The sequence below is a fragment of the Pseudomonas sp. NPDC089734 genome (genome assembly GCF_044748865.1).
GTDB lineage: Bacteria > Pseudomonadota > Gammaproteobacteria > Pseudomonadales > Pseudomonadaceae > Aquipseudomonas.
This window is the reverse complement of sequence record NZ_JBIVGV010000020.1, coordinates 1-12,853: the sequence shown is the minus strand read 5'-3', so window position 1 is coordinate 12,853 and position 12,853 is coordinate 1. Positions and strand designations below refer to the sequence as shown.

The 12,853-nt window shown below is 59.4% G+C and carries 13 protein-coding genes and 1 tRNA gene; 6 read left to right on the top strand and 8 right to left on the bottom strand.

Features of this window, described 5'->3' with window-relative positions:
• The first annotated feature begins 291 nt into the window (after positions 1 to 291).
• Positions 292 to 453, top strand: a complete 162-nt coding sequence (locus tag ACIPY9_RS21160; protein ID WP_400706002.1) for a hypothetical protein — start codon at positions 292 to 294, stop codon at positions 451 to 453.
• Between the two features lie 59 nt (positions 454 to 512).
• On the opposite strand, the gene ACIPY9_RS21155 is transcribed toward ACIPY9_RS21160, so the two are convergent.
• Entirely contained in the window at positions 513 to 923 is a 411-nt protein-coding gene (locus tag ACIPY9_RS21155; RefSeq protein WP_400705999.1) for a DUF4124 domain-containing protein, read from the bottom strand.
• Positions 924 to 1,064: 141 nt separating this feature from the next.
• On the opposite strand from ACIPY9_RS21155, the gene ACIPY9_RS21150 reads away from it, so the two are divergent.
• Positions 1,065 to 1,229 (top strand): DUF6021 family protein, encoded by a 165-nt coding sequence (locus ACIPY9_RS21150; RefSeq protein ID WP_400705996.1) that lies wholly within the window; start codon positions 1,065 to 1,067, stop codon positions 1,227 to 1,229.
• Between the two features lie 3 nt (positions 1,230 to 1,232).
• Here ACIPY9_RS21150 and ACIPY9_RS21145 read toward each other — a convergent pair whose 3' ends face one another.
• The 5 genes from ACIPY9_RS21145 to ACIPY9_RS21125 form a co-directional block, all read right to left on the bottom strand.
• Positions 1,233 to 1,601 carry a c-type cytochrome gene (locus ACIPY9_RS21145; protein WP_400705993.1) on the bottom strand — a complete coding sequence of 123 codons (369 nt, stop codon included), beginning with the start codon at positions 1,599 to 1,601 and terminating at the stop codon, positions 1,233 to 1,235.
• Between the two features lie 86 nt (positions 1,602 to 1,687).
• Positions 1,688 to 1,777 (bottom strand) — tRNA-Ser (locus ACIPY9_RS21140).
• A gap of 164 nt (positions 1,778 to 1,941) precedes the next feature.
• Positions 1,942 to 2,691, bottom strand: a complete 750-nt coding sequence (locus ACIPY9_RS21135) for a 3-oxoacyl-ACP reductase family protein (RefSeq protein ID WP_400705990.1) — start codon at positions 2,689 to 2,691, stop codon at positions 1,942 to 1,944.
• Between the two features lie 148 nt (positions 2,692 to 2,839).
• A complete protein-coding gene (locus ACIPY9_RS21130) occupies positions 2,840 to 3,556 on the bottom strand; it encodes a DUF3142 domain-containing protein (RefSeq protein WP_400705987.1) in 717 nt (238 codons plus the stop codon).
• A 3-nt stretch (positions 3,557 to 3,559) separates the two neighbouring features.
• Positions 3,560 to 5,737: an outer membrane assembly lipoprotein YfiO gene (locus ACIPY9_RS21125; protein WP_400705984.1), complete on the bottom strand. Its 2,178-nt coding sequence runs from the start codon at positions 5,735 to 5,737 to the stop codon at positions 3,560 to 3,562.
• 280 nt (positions 5,738 to 6,017) lie between these two features.
• On the opposite strand from ACIPY9_RS21125, the gene ACIPY9_RS21120 reads away from it, so the two are divergent.
• Positions 6,018 to 8,153: a TonB-dependent siderophore receptor gene (locus ACIPY9_RS21120; protein ID WP_400705981.1), complete on the top strand. Its 2,136-nt coding sequence runs from the start codon at positions 6,018 to 6,020 to the stop codon at positions 8,151 to 8,153.
• Positions 8,154 to 8,291: 138 nt separating this feature from the next.
• Here ACIPY9_RS21120 and ACIPY9_RS21115 read toward each other — a convergent pair whose 3' ends face one another.
• Both ACIPY9_RS21115 and ACIPY9_RS21110 read right to left on the bottom strand, forming a co-directional pair.
• Positions 8,292 to 8,831 (bottom strand): cytochrome b, encoded by a 540-nt coding sequence (locus tag ACIPY9_RS21115; RefSeq protein WP_400705978.1) that lies wholly within the window; start codon positions 8,829 to 8,831, stop codon positions 8,292 to 8,294.
• Positions 8,832 to 8,978: 147 nt separating this feature from the next.
• Complete coding sequence (locus ACIPY9_RS21110; RefSeq protein WP_400705975.1) at positions 8,979 to 9,419, bottom strand: hypothetical protein; 441 nt, start codon at positions 9,417 to 9,419, stop codon at positions 8,979 to 8,981.
• A 158-nt stretch (positions 9,420 to 9,577) separates the two neighbouring features.
• On the opposite strand from ACIPY9_RS21110, the gene ACIPY9_RS21105 reads away from it, so the two are divergent.
• From ACIPY9_RS21105 to ACIPY9_RS21095, 3 genes are read left to right on the top strand one after another with little or no spacing between them, the layout of a single operon-like run.
• Positions 9,578 to 10,363 (top strand): endonuclease/exonuclease/phosphatase family protein, encoded by a 786-nt coding sequence (locus tag ACIPY9_RS21105; protein WP_400705972.1) that lies wholly within the window; start codon positions 9,578 to 9,580, stop codon positions 10,361 to 10,363.
• Complete coding sequence (clsB, locus tag ACIPY9_RS21100) at positions 10,360 to 11,622, top strand: cardiolipin synthase ClsB (protein ID WP_400705969.1); 1,263 nt, start codon at positions 10,360 to 10,362, stop codon at positions 11,620 to 11,622. The genes ACIPY9_RS21105 and clsB overlap by 4 nt, the downstream gene beginning before the upstream one ends.
• Complete coding sequence (locus ACIPY9_RS21095) at positions 11,619 to 12,599, top strand: lysylphosphatidylglycerol synthase domain-containing protein (RefSeq protein ID WP_400705966.1); 981 nt, start codon at positions 11,619 to 11,621, stop codon at positions 12,597 to 12,599. Before clsB ends, ACIPY9_RS21095 begins: the two co-directional genes overlap by 4 nt.
• Positions 12,600 to 12,853 lie beyond the last annotated feature (254 nt).

Here is a 12,853-nt window from a genome sequence, read left to right as displayed (position 1 = left end):
CCTGTTCCCCCTGGCCCTGGCGACCCTGCAACATCACTTCCTACGACAAGGCCACGCTCTACTACGACCGCAGCCAGTTTCCGTCTCAGGTGGCCAAGGACTTTCCTGATCTGAGCGCACCCGTCACCCAGCATGGACGTTGTTCGGTCATCGCCTCCACATTTGGATCGACCACTGGCCCGTATTACTTCTTTACTTACGCCCTGACGGCAGCCGGGCTCGCTCTATTCGTTCGTCAAAAACAAGCAGGTTCAGTTGACCGAGTAGCTGCGTCAGTTGGCCTTGAGCGCCATGATTGATGAAGGGGATGTCGATGGCGATGCCACGGTGCGTCTGTTCGAGACGCTCAAGGGCAAGGGCATTAGAGTGGTCGAGAGTGACGGTGTTGTAAAACCGCCTGCGCCAGCAGGGCCTATGTACGTTCCGATCATTATTCCGCAGGTCAAACGGTAACGATCCGGTTCAGGAAAGGGGCGCACCCCTGCGTCCCTTTTTATCGGGCCTGTCTTGCCTTACTTCCCGCTCTTCTTCGACGACATCCCGCCCGACGGGTCAAAACACTGGCTGTCATAATGCGGGCTCTTGCATTGCGACACGGCAGTCGGGGGCGGTGGTCGGTCCTTCTGGTATTGCTTGTAGCTTTCGGTCTCGTAGACGGTCACTTTTGCGCGGCCGCTGACCTTCAGGTATTCGGTGGCTTTCAGGTTGATCTTGTGGGCGTGGTCCACGGGTTCGCCCTGGCGCAGCATCTTGGGCGGTCCCTGTCTTTGCACGGAGGTGTCGGCGGCACTGTCGGTGCAAGGGATGGATGCAAAGCTCACGTGGCCTTCGGGTGAGGTGCACTTGAATATTTCGCCGTAGGCTGTACCTGTGAGGTTCAGGGCGGCGATTGCCAGCACCAGCGCCAGTGAAGGCCATTTCATGATGTTTCTCCGTTGGTGGCGCAAGGCTAGCATTTGCTGCGAGGAGCGGCTAGCTGGCAGATGCCGCTGGTCGGTCGTACTGCACTCTCTGGGCGTTCGGGTTTCTGACTGTCACGACCACTGAATTGGCAGGAGGTGCCCATGACCGGCGATCAATCAAAGGCAGGGAATGATGACGACCTGGATTTCAATCCCGAATCTCCGGATCTCGAAGACCCGCAAGTGGACCCTGTAAAGCCGGCGAAGACGCCAGCGAGAGAGAAGGGGGCAAGTGACGATTACCCGCCCTACGACACAGAAAAGTAACGCTTACTTGTTCGCCTCAAGGTACTCCAGCAGGTCTTCCATGCGCTGGTCGCTGCCCATCCACCAGAGTTTCATGCGGGTACCGGGCACGACTTCGCTGGGGTCCTGGATAAAGGCGCTGAGTTTTTCCCGGGTCCAGACGATGCCGGATGCCTGCATTTCCGGTGTGTACTTGTAGTCTTCATGCTGTGCGGCCTGGCGGCCGATGATGCCGTTGAGGGGCGGGCCGAACGCACTGCGGGCCGAGGGGCCGATCTTGTGGCAGCCGGAGCAGAGTTTGGTGAAGACGGCTTTGCCCGCTTCGGCATCGCCAGCGCCCTGGGCGGCTGTATGGGTCAGCAGGGCCAGTATCAATAGCACGGTTCTTTTCATGCGCGTCCCATGGGTATTTCCAAATGCCGAAAACCACGAAGCCCCTGAGATTCATCGAGTCTCAGGGGCTTCGTGTTATTTCAATTTGGCGGTGAAGGAGGGATTCGAACCCTCGATACAATTTCTTGTATACACACTTTCCAGGCGTGCTCCTTAAGCCACTCGGACACCTCACCGTATCTCTTCAGACTGTTGTGTCTGTCGAGGCGCGCTAATGTAGTCGAAACGTTTTCCGAACGCAAACTTTTTTTCAGAATTTTCATGTGCTTAAGCAAAAAGTGCCGCTTTCGGGCTCGTCCCGGCCCTGTCGGGAAGCCGGGGAGCGATGAAGGGCAGGGCGTCAGGCACCGAAGCCGCCGTCGATGGTCAGGCTGGCACCGGTGATATAGCCCGCTTCCGGGCCTGCCAGGTAAGCCACGAAGCTGGCGATTTCTTCGCTCTTGCCGTAGCGGGGAATGGCCATGAGGCCGATGAGGCTTTGGGCGAAATCGCCATGGGCCGGGTTCATGTCGGTATCCACCGGGCCGGGCTGGACGTTGTTGACGGTGATGCCCTGCGGGCCGAGGTCCCGGGCCAGGCCTTTGGTCAGGCCGACCAGTGCCGATTTGCTCATGGCATAAGGTGCGCCGCCGGAGAAGGGCATGCGGTCGGCATTGGTGCTGCCGATGTTGATGATACGGCCGCCTTCCTCCATATGGCGTGCGGCTTCCTGGCTGGCGATGAAGACGCCCCGTACGTTGATGGCCAGGATCCGGTCGAAGTCTTCCAGCTTGAACTCGTTCAGCGGGGCCACGGCCAGTACGCCGGCATTGTTGACCAGGATGTCCAGGCCGCCGAAGGTTTCTGCGGTGGTCTGTACCGCGTGCCGGATGGCGTCGGCATCGGCGCTGTCGGCACGAATGGCCAGTGCCTTGCCGCCATTGGCTCGTAGGCTGTCCTGCAAGTCGAGTGCGTTGACTTCGGAGCTGACGTACGTGAAGGCAACCGCCGCGCCTTCCTTGGCCAGACGCCTGACGATGGCGGCACCGATACCGCGTGAACCGCCTTGAACGAGTGCCACTTTGCCGGTGAGATTGGGGTGCTGGGTCATGATGTTCTCCTGTGGGGCTGCCGCGTGGGAGACAGGTGACACGGATTGACGCCTTGGGTGGGCGACATGGATGTTTCAGCGTAGTCCCTGAAGCGGGCTTTGACCGGGATCGATATCATTTTTTGCGGATGGCCGACGGCCCGCCGCACTATCGATTTTGCAGAAACACCACATACCCTCGAAACCAAGGGCTGTCCTGCAGATAGCCCGGTGCTTGCCATTCGCCGCCCTGAATCAGACCGACCTTGAAGGGCAGGCCCAGGCGACTCATGCGCGGCAGATAGGCGGCGTAATCGGGGATGCTGTGACGACCTTGATAGGTCTGTATCACGATTTCGTCCACCACGCCTTTCAGGTCGCCGATGGCACTGGCGTCGGCGTTGCTGCTCCAGTCCATCAGCCCGGTGATGCTCAGGCGGTACTGAGCGGGCAGACGGCGACGCAGGTCGCGCAGGAAGTCGACGTATTCATTCAGATAGCGGGTGCGGGCATCGAAATCGATCTGGATACCGACCAGCGTATTGCCTGCCTGTCGCCAGCGCTCGACCTGCCCCAGCAACTGCCGATAGACCGGCTCCGGCCAGCGCAGGGTATGGGCGCGATAGACCACCCAGAGCTGTTCATGGGGCAGTCGGGTCACGGCCATGCCCTGAGCGATGAAATCGACGCGCTGTTGCGGGTCACGGCGTGAGCTGCTGATCTGGCCTTGCAACACATAGAGCGTGCTGGCCTGAGCCAGCACCGGCTGTGAGGTCACGCCGCCCCAGAGCCAGAAGGCATCGTAATTGGCGGCGTCCACCGTTGCCCAGGCATGAACCGGGACCAGCAGCCAGAGCAGGAGCAGGCAACGCCAGACACCCATCATCCCTTACCAGTAATACTGCAGCGACTTGCTCCAACGGGTGTCGGAGAGGTCATTTTTCAGTTGTCTGAACCAGACCTTGCGTACGGCGGGCTCGACATCCTTGCCGCCGCAACTGTTATAGCCCGAAGGCGCGTAGCAGTTGATGGCCCGAAACAGCGCATAGGCCTTGTCGTCGCGTGCGGCCTTGGGGTTGGCGATGATCAGTTTATAGCCCTCGAGTCTGGAAAAGACTTCCCCGGCAAACCCCGGTGCAGTCCCCCCCAGGCTGTCGGCATGACGTCGCCGGTCCAGTGGCATGTCGTCCAGATGGTTGCGCAGGATGAACTCGCCCAGGCAGTTCAGGCCCTGAGGATTCCTGCTGTCAGCCTGCAAAGTGGCCGCTGTCCGGGCAATGCTCGGGCAGGTGTAACCGGATTCGGCCTTGTCGCCCTGCCAGTGGAAGAGGGCCAGCTCAGGGCCCTTGTCGTAGACGTAACCCAGGCTGTAACCCAGTTTTTCGTCGGCAGGTGTGGCCGGCAATTGTTTGAAGTCCTCGGCAAAATCGGCGTAGCGGCTGCGCAGCAGATCCTTGTAGAGCAGTACGAACAACGCCGTATTGCGTTCAGTGACGTTCAAGCCTTGAGTGACCTGCTGGCGCAACAGGTCTGCATCGGCCACATGCCTGAGCAGGGTGTAGCGCACCTGTTCGGACAGGATCGGTGAGTCGGGCGCAAAGACTCTGGACAGCTGTTCGTCACGCTCGTAACTCATGGCCAGGGCCATTTCCAGTTGTTCGCGTTGTAGCGGCTGCTTGGCCAGCGGCAGCATCTGCAACCACAGCGCCTGAGCCGCTTTCCAGTCCTGGCGGGCTTGCAGTGCCAGACCACGCAGCATCTGTTGACTGAAAGCCAGGTAATCGAGTGCAGCAGGCACTTCGTCTGGCAGCTGTTTCAGGGCTTTGTCCGGATTGTCTTCGACGTAGAGGGCAAAGGCGGCCTGCAAATATTCATACAGCGCCGGTTGCCCGGCGAAGATGGCCTGCTGGGCCTGAAGATGGGCTTCGGTCAGTCTGGACGTCGAGTCTTCACGCATCCACATCAGGTCATTGATGGCCATCAGCAGGGGCGCTTGTACGGTTTGCCGGTTGGTCGCCAGCAATTTGCTGTCCACTTCGCTGACCAGTTCATCCAGAGACACGTTGCGTTGTGCGTCTGAGGCCTGTGTCAGTTGAAAGGCGAAGTCCCTGGCGAGCTTGTCGGCGTCATTGGCCAGCCAGTGAACGCGCCGCAGCAGGCCACGGGCCGACGCGGCGTAATCGCCTTGAGGGTAAAGGCTCAGATACTGCTCGAAACCGCTTTCAGCCTTTTGCAGCAGTGTTTTATCCAGTTGTTCCGGCGTGCGTTCGCTGTATTCGTTGAAGGCGTTCTGCTGGGCATCGTTCAAGGCTGTGCGGGCGCTCATGTACAGTGCGGTCTGCCTGAGCCAGGGCTGCGGGTTTTCGCTCAGGGCCGCGAAGCCTTGGGCGGCGTCGACAAAACGCCCGCTGTAGAAGTCGCTGGCGGCCCGCAGGTAAGTGGCGAATGCCTTGCCGGTCGTGGACGTCATGTTGCCGGGGATCATGCTGGCCTGTTGGCTGGCATCCCAGCCGCAGAGGGTCAGCAGTTGCAGACGGGCATTGGCCAGTGAACGGCGTTCGTTGTCGTTCAGCTCCGGGCTGGCGATCAACTGACCGATGAAGGCGCTGGCACTGGCAGGGGTGTTGCTGCGGCAGCGGCTGCCTTCGCCTTGCAGAAACGCCTCGCCAGCGGCTTCGGTGCCCGATTGTTTGATGCCCAGTTTTTCCAGTAACGGCTGCAAGGCGCTGTTGCCCGCGATGGCCGGTTGTTCTGATGGCTCTTCTTGAGGGGCCGGTGCGCCAAGACGGTAAAGGGCAAAGGGCACCTGGCCGTAGCCCTGTGACCGATCGTAGTCGTTCAGGGGATGGGGCATCAGGGCCAAGGCACCCTGATCGGCCAGTAACAGGCGCAGATTGACCCGGCTGTCGTTGCCTGGGCTGAGGAAGGCCAGGCTGCTGCAGGCGTCCAGGTTTTCCTTGAGTATCGACCAGTTCGGGTAGCAGGAATCGTCGCCGCTGGCCTGAGCCTGGGTGCAGAAAACGGAGCCAGCGGCCAGGGCCAGAGCAGTCAACAGCCGGGTGCGCATGAGAAATCCTTGATTCATGGTTGCAAACGCTGACGATCATACCCGCGGCTTTCTTGCAGGCGCTGAAGTGCAAGATAAAAAAATCTGAGGGTCATGTGAGGTAAATCCATCCGGCACACGTGTTAGTGAGAATCAGATTCGTTTCAAGACGAACGCCATCACGACTCGGGAGCCCGTTTTACCCATGACAAAGCATCAAGCCGGTTTTTGCATACCCACCTCAAATGCTGTCTTGCCTATGGAACGGGCGTCTTATTCATTCTTTCAGCGCCCTGTTTCAATGCTCGGCCTATGCTCGGCGGCGGCAATGCTCTGTGCCTTGAGCGGCCTGCCGTCTGCCTACGCGGCTGAAGAGGTGCAGCTCAATGCCGTGAATATCGATGCCAACTCCGAGCCCACAGAAGCCGAGAACGTCGAGCACAGCGCCACCAGCTATCAGGCGCGCCGGGCTTCGGTGGCAACTCGCAGTGATGCGACCATTCTGGAAACACCGCAATCGGTGAACGTGGTCACCAACCGGGTCATCGAGGACCGGGCACCGACCAGCCTGGATGAGGCGATCAATGCGGTGAGCGGTGTCAAGCAGGGCAACACGCTGGGCGGCACCCAGGATGCAATTCAGAAGCGTGGTTTCGGCACCAACCGCGATAACTCGATCATGCGCGACGGCATGCAATCGGTGCAGGCGCGTAACTTCACCCCGACCACCGAGCGCATCGAAGTGCTCAAAGGCCCGGCGTCGATGCTGTACGGCGTGCAGGACCCTGGCGGCGTCATCAACGTGGTCACCAAGAAGCCACAACTGACCGCGGCCCACTCCATCTCGGCCTTTGGCACCAGCTTCGGCGGTGGCGGCGAGCAGATCGACCTGACCGGCCCCCTGGGTGACAACGGTCTGGCCTATCGCCTGATCGTCGATGATCAGAACTACGACTACTGGCGCAATTTCGGCAGCATCGACCAGACCGTCGTGGCTCCGTCCCTGGCCTGGTATGGCGATGACACCACGGTTTCGATTGCCTACGAGCACATGGAATACTCGGTGCCGTTCGACCGGGGCACCCAGATCAACCCGCAGACCGGCAAGGTGCTGGATATTCCGCGTTCTCGTCGTCTCGACGAACCGTTCAACGTCACCACCGGCCGTTCCGACGCGCTGGACCTGCGCATGGAACACCGCCTCAACGACACCTGGACGCTGCGGACCGGCTATGGCTACAGCCGTAACTATTACAACGATTACCAGTCGCGCTTCATGTCGGCCAACTACACCACCGGTGTGGTGACCCGTCGTGGCGATGCAACCCGCGATGCGGTCCAGTTCGCCCACACGGCTACCGTCAACACCCTGGGCAAGCTGTATTGGGGCGATACCCTGCATGAGGTGCTGATCGGTGCCGACTACATGAAGAACGAGCGTGATCTGGGCGATCTGATCCGCGATGTCCCGCTGAGTGTCTTCAACTACAACTCACCGGTATATGGCAATGCGCCGCTGCCCAGCAGGGTCAGTGCTCCAAACAGCGACCAGACTGATCATTTGCAGACTCACGCACTCTTTGTGCAGGATTCGATTCACTTGGGCGAGAAGTGGATTCTGCAAGGTGGCCTGCGTTACGACGCCTTCAAGGAAATGACCGGCAAGGGCCGTCCTTTCGTCGTGGGGGCTGACGTCAAGGACAGCAAGGTCGTGCCAAGGCTCGGGCTGGTGTACATGATCCAGCCGGACTGGTCGCTGTACACCAGTTACACCGAGTCATTCCGTCCTAATACCTCCATCGCCACGGTGATTCTTGAGGAGCTTCCTCCGGAAGAGGGCAAGGCGTATGAAATTGGCACCAAGTTCCAGAACGATGCGATCACGGCCACCGTTGCGCTGTTCAACATCAACAAGAAGAACGTGCAGACCAGCGAAACCTGCGGCACCGAGACCTGCACCCGAGTGTCCGGCGAAGTGCGTTCACGCGGGCTTGAAGCGGATATCACCGGCCAGCTCGATGCCAACTGGAGTGTGACCGGCAGCTATGCCTACACCGACACCAAGGTGCTTGAAGACCCTATCCTCAAGGGCCAGCCGCTCGATGGCGTTTCCAAGCACACCGCGGCGCTGTACCTGACCCGTGACTTCGGCCATGTGGGCATCGGTGATCTGCGTGCCGGGACCGGTGCTCGGTATGCCAGTCGCTGGGGGGTGAACAATGGTTCCGGTATCGAGTATTACCTGCCGTCTTCGATCGTGGCCGACGCCTTCGTCAGCTACAAGATGAAGTTCGAGGACCGCGACCTGACCCTGCAACTGAACCTGAAGAACATGTTCGACGAACACTATTACGTGTCCAGCAGCGGTCTGGGGTCGCCGGCCATTGTCATCGGTGAACCTCGCCAGTTGATTGCCAAGGTCAAGCTGGATTTCTGATCGGTTAATTCGTGCTTTTCTGCAGGCGCGGCTCAGGTCGTGAACGCGGTGTTGCACACAGCCGGTATCAAATGAATGCACGGGCTCTTCGCCCTGTTTCGTTCTCCTGTCGTGTGGAGCGAAACAGGGCGAAGTCGTTTACAGCATCCGCCGGAGCGTATTGTCCTTGCGTACGAAGTGGTGCCAGATGGCAGCGACGGCATGCAGCCCGATGACGTAATAGAAGATCGAGGCCAGCAGTTTGTGCAGGTCCTCGAAGCGTTCGGCGAAACGATCGTCCGTGGCGAACGGCCAGGGGATCTGCAGTTCCGTGAGGGGGATGGGCAATGCGCCTTTTTCAATCATCACGGTGAGGAACCCGAGCACCGGCTGAACGAACAGGAACGCGTACAGGGCATAGTGCGTCGTGGTCGCGGCGAGGCGCAACACGCCTTCAAGGGGCGGCGTAATGCCAGGCGGAGAGTGGCGACGGCGCTCTGCCACGCGAAAGAAGGCCAGTGCCAGTATCAAAAGGCCGACCCAGAAATGGCTTTGCACGACCAGAACACGGTATTCCGATGCCTTGCTGAATTGAGTGCGGCTGAGAATCAGGGCATAGGCCGCAATAATCAGGACAGCCATGAGCCAATGCAGCCATCGCGCCCTGGAGGTATAGCGTTCAGAAGACGGTGCACCCACTGTCGATTCCCTTCATGCTCATACATGTCTGGTGATTCATAGCTTAGGAGCCTGGAAGGAATCCTGCGTATATATTTTCTGCTGCCTGCTTTTCGTCACATTTTTGAATCCGCAAGCCTTGAAGCAAGCCTCATGCCTTGTCAGGACTCATTGCGGTTCGAGGGGGTAGCGAAACCTGCCGCCGCTGCGTTCGCAATCGTTCCTGGCCTGTGCCTGCTCCTTGACTTCGTAGTACCAGGTAATCACCTGGGCATTCTCGGGAATGCTCAAGGTGTCCTGGCCGGGCTCCCGGCTGGTCGAGCGCTCATTGGCCAGGGATTCCTGGGTTGGCGTTGCCGTGCAGGACGCTACCGCGCCGCTCGGGCAGGCGGTGACCTTGCGTTTTTCGCTGGGCAATGAGCCTTTATCTTCGTTGCTACAGGACCAGTCGATGGCCCCCTCGGGCATGCCTTTGTATTCATGGCAGGTGTGGGTCTGAATGACCGGGACCTGCTCGCTGGCGGGGCGGGTGATCACATCGCAGGCCTGACCCCAGGCGATTTCGCAGAACAGGCAGCCCGTCAGGGCGATACAGAATCTGGGAGCCATTACCGTGACCTCTCCTGAGGGTTCAAGACTGTGAATGAGGCGCCTCCCTGAAGTTCACCGCCGATGACGAATGGCCGGGTGACATTCCGTTCGGCAGGCGACGGAACCTGTGTGAGCAAGAGGCTTCATATGATTTGAACCGCATCGAGGAGTGAGTCTTGACCCGTGCCCACATGCCTGTCGGCGATGTAACGCCAGTTTCGGCCAGCCTGTCGTTGAATGTACTGACCATGAACATGCATATGGGCTTCGGTATTTTCAATCGTCGCTTCATCCTGCCGGAGTTGCGCGAAGCGGTTCGCAGTGTGTCCGCCGATGTGGTGTTTCTGCAGGAAGTCCATGGCGAGCATCAGCGCCATGCCAGCCGGGTCAAGGGCTGGCCGACGATTTCGCAGTACGAATTTCTGGCCGACAGCATGTGGAGCGATTTTGCCTATGGTCGCAATGCGGTGTACCCGGAAGGGGATCACGGCAACGCGCTGCTGTCCAAGTACCCCATTGTTCAGCATGAAAACCTCGATATTTCGATTCATGGCACAGAGGAACGCGGGTTACTGCATTGCATTCTTGAAGTCCCGCATTTCGGCCAGGTTCATGCGGTCTGTGTGCATCTGGGGCTGCTCGAGAGTCACAGGCGACAACAGCTCAGGTTACTGGCGGCCCTGATGGAGCGTTTGCCGACCGGAGCACCGGTGATTGTCGCCGGTGATTTCAACGACTGGCGCCTGAGGGCCGATGCCCTGCTGGAAGGTACGGGGCTGCATGAGGTTTTCGTCGAGCGTTTCGGCGCGCCTGCCAGAAGTTTTCCGGCGCGCTGGCCCCTGTTGAGGCTGGACCGGATTTACGTGCGCAACGCAGGAAGCCACAGGCCGCAAGTGCTGTCCAACCGGCCATGGTCCCATCTTTCCGATCATGCACCGCTGGCGGTGGAGGTGATTTTATGAACGACGAGGCCAGACACTTCCGTGGGCAGTGGCGGGACGGCAACTCGGTGGAGTTGCTGATCAATGGCGAAGACTTTTTCTCGCGGGTCTTCGAGAGCATACGGGCGGCACGCAAGGAAGTGCTGCTCGAAACCTTCATCATCTTTGAAGACCGTATCGGAGAAGGCTTGCGTCAGGCGCTGATCGAGGCGGCTGGCAACGGCGCGCGAGTGGTGGTCACGGTGGATGACTATGGCACCTCGGACCTGAGTTCGGCATTTGTCAAAACCCTGATCGATGCCGGTATCCAGATCCAGCTGTTCGACCCGCGTCCACGTTTCATGGGCATGCGCACCAACCTGTTCCGGCGCCTGCATCGCAAGGTCGTGGTCATCGATGGCGAAGTGGGGTTCATCGGCGGCATCAACTACAGCATCGATCACATGACCGATGCCGGGCTGTCCGCCAAACAGGATTACGCCGTCAGGGTGCAAGGCCCGATTCTGGCCGATATCCATCGCAGTGCCCTGCACATGCTCAGCCCGGCAGTCCGTGCCGGCCTGAAGCCGATTCCGCTCAAGCTGGACCACGCCGGGCCTGCACGCATGCTGCTGGCCGAGCGCGACAACAGCAACCACACCACGGATATCGAGGAGCACTACCTCAAGGCCATCCGGACCGCGGCACAGCGCATCACCCTCGCCAACGCCTATTTTTTTCCCAGCTACCGCTTTCTGCGTGAGCTGCGCAATGCCTCCCGTCGCGGGGTAAAAGTTACGCTGATCTTGCAGGGGCAGCCGGACATGCCGTTCGTTCGGGTCTGTTCACGGCTGACCTATACCTACCTGCTGCGTGATGGTGTGGTGATTCATGAATACAAACAGCGGGCGCTGCACGGCAAGGTCGCGCTGATCGATCACGAATGGTCCACCGTCGGCTCCAGCAACCTGGACCCGTTGAGCCTGGCGCTGAATCTGGAAGCCAACCTGTTCATTCGCGATCCGGCCCTCAACCAGCATCTGCATGAACATCTGCGCGATCTGGCGGCCGCCCACAGTACGCGGATCAGCCTGAAAGGTGCGGCCCGTGGCCAGTGGTGGCGTGCGCCGATGATATTCCTGTGCTTTCACTTCCTGCGGCATTTTCCGGCCATCGCCGGGTTGTTTCCGGTCCATGGCATGCGCCTCAAACCCGTGAGGGCAGGGGACGTCATGCCTGAGGCGCGGGTCATCGAGCAACAGGCCAGCCAGACGTTACGGGATCAGGAGCAATCGTCATGACGCAAGTGGCCCAGGCTTCATCGAGCAACGACCACGGGACCCGCTGGAAGTGGGTCAAGCGTGGCCTGAATCTGTTCTTCTTCATCGCGGTGCCGGTGTTGCTGTTCATGCTGATCAAGAACCTCGACTGGCAGGAAGTCAGCCATGCCTTGCAGTCCTACAAGGCCGCTACCCTGGGGATGGCCGTGCTGGTCGCCCTGGCCAGTTACCTGACCTATTGCGGCTTTGACATCCTGGCGCGCTATTACACCGGCCATCAATTATCGATCAAGCAGGTCATTCCGGTGACGTTCGTCTGCTACGCCTTCAATCTCAACCTGAGCTCCTGGGTGGGCGGAATTGCCTTGCGCTACCGGTTGTACTCCCGCCTGGGGCTGGATGTGCCGACCATAACGCGGATTCTGAGCTTCAGCCTGATTACCAACTGGCTGGGTTATATGCTGCTGGCGGGTTTCGTGTTCTCGATGGGGTATCCACGACTGCCCAAGGCCTGGGAAGTGGGCACGACGTCCCTGCAACTGATCGGTGTGGGGTTGCTGGTATTGTGCTTTGCCTATCTGCTGGCGTGCCGTTTTTCAAAGCGCCGCTCCTGGAACCTGCGCGGTCAGGAGATCGTCCTGCCTTCACTCAGGCAGGCACTGATGCAAGCCTGCCTCGGGGCCTTGAACTGGTCGCTGATGGCGATGGTCATTTACACCTTGCTGCCGGACAGTGCGTTCTATCCGGCGATTCTGGGTGTGTTGTTGATCAGCAGTATCGCGGGTGTCATTACCCATATTCCGGCGGGGTTGGGGGTACTGGAAACCGTATTCATTACCTTGCTGGCTCATCAGTTTTCCAAGGGGAGTCTGCTGGCCGGGCTGATTGGTTATCGGGCCATCTACTTTTTGTTGCCGCTGTTGGTCGCCTTGCTGGTGTATGTCGTGCTGGAGAAAAAGGCTAAGAAGCTCAGTGTGAAGAATCAGCAAAAGGTTTAAAGGAGGCGTATGGAGGAGCGTGCCTGTTTCTCGATGATTGAGACCGTCTTGCGCGATGGACATCGGTAGGAGCGAATTCATTCGCGAAGATTCTCCGGCCAATCCGGATATGCTCCCTGACGAGGAGCTTGTTTGTTACTGAGTGAGTCGTTCGGCTTGATGCCGCCTTGCGCCTTTACGGCGCCCTACTTTGTTTTCGGACAAAGTAGGCAAAGCCATTGCTCCGGGTTCGGCCCCGCCTGACGGCGGGGTTC

Coding starts and splice junctions, on each gene's coding strand:
- ACIPY9_RS21150 (WP_400705996.1), top strand. CDS start 1,065: ATGACCGGCGATCAATCAAAGGCAGGGAATGATGACGACCTGGATTTC.
- ACIPY9_RS21130 (WP_400705987.1), bottom strand. CDS start 3,556: ATGATGGGTGTCTGGCGTTGCCTGCTCCTGCTCTGGCTGCTGGTCCCG.
- ACIPY9_RS21125 (WP_400705984.1), bottom strand. CDS start 5,737: ATGCGCACCCGGCTGTTGACTGCTCTGGCCCTGGCCGCTGGCTCCGTT.
- ACIPY9_RS21120 (WP_400705981.1), top strand. CDS start 6,018: ATGCTCGGCCTATGCTCGGCGGCGGCAATGCTCTGTGCCTTGAGCGGC.
- ACIPY9_RS21110 (WP_400705975.1), bottom strand. CDS start 9,419: ATGGCTCCCAGATTCTGTATCGCCCTGACGGGCTGCCTGTTCTGCGAA.
- ACIPY9_RS21160 (WP_400706002.1), top strand. CDS start 292: ATGATTGATGAAGGGGATGTCGATGGCGATGCCACGGTGCGTCTGTTC.
- clsB (WP_400705969.1), top strand. CDS start 10,360: ATGAACGACGAGGCCAGACACTTCCGTGGGCAGTGGCGGGACGGCAAC.
- ACIPY9_RS21155 (WP_400705999.1), bottom strand. CDS start 923: ATGAAATGGCCTTCACTGGCGCTGGTGCTGGCAATCGCCGCCCTGAAC.
- ACIPY9_RS21095 (WP_400705966.1), top strand. CDS start 11,619: ATGACGCAAGTGGCCCAGGCTTCATCGAGCAACGACCACGGGACCCGC.
- ACIPY9_RS21145 (WP_400705993.1), bottom strand. CDS start 1,601: ATGAAAAGAACCGTGCTATTGATACTGGCCCTGCTGACCCATACAGCC.
- ACIPY9_RS21135 (WP_400705990.1), bottom strand. CDS start 2,691: ATGACCCAGCACCCCAATCTCACCGGCAAAGTGGCACTCGTTCAAGGC.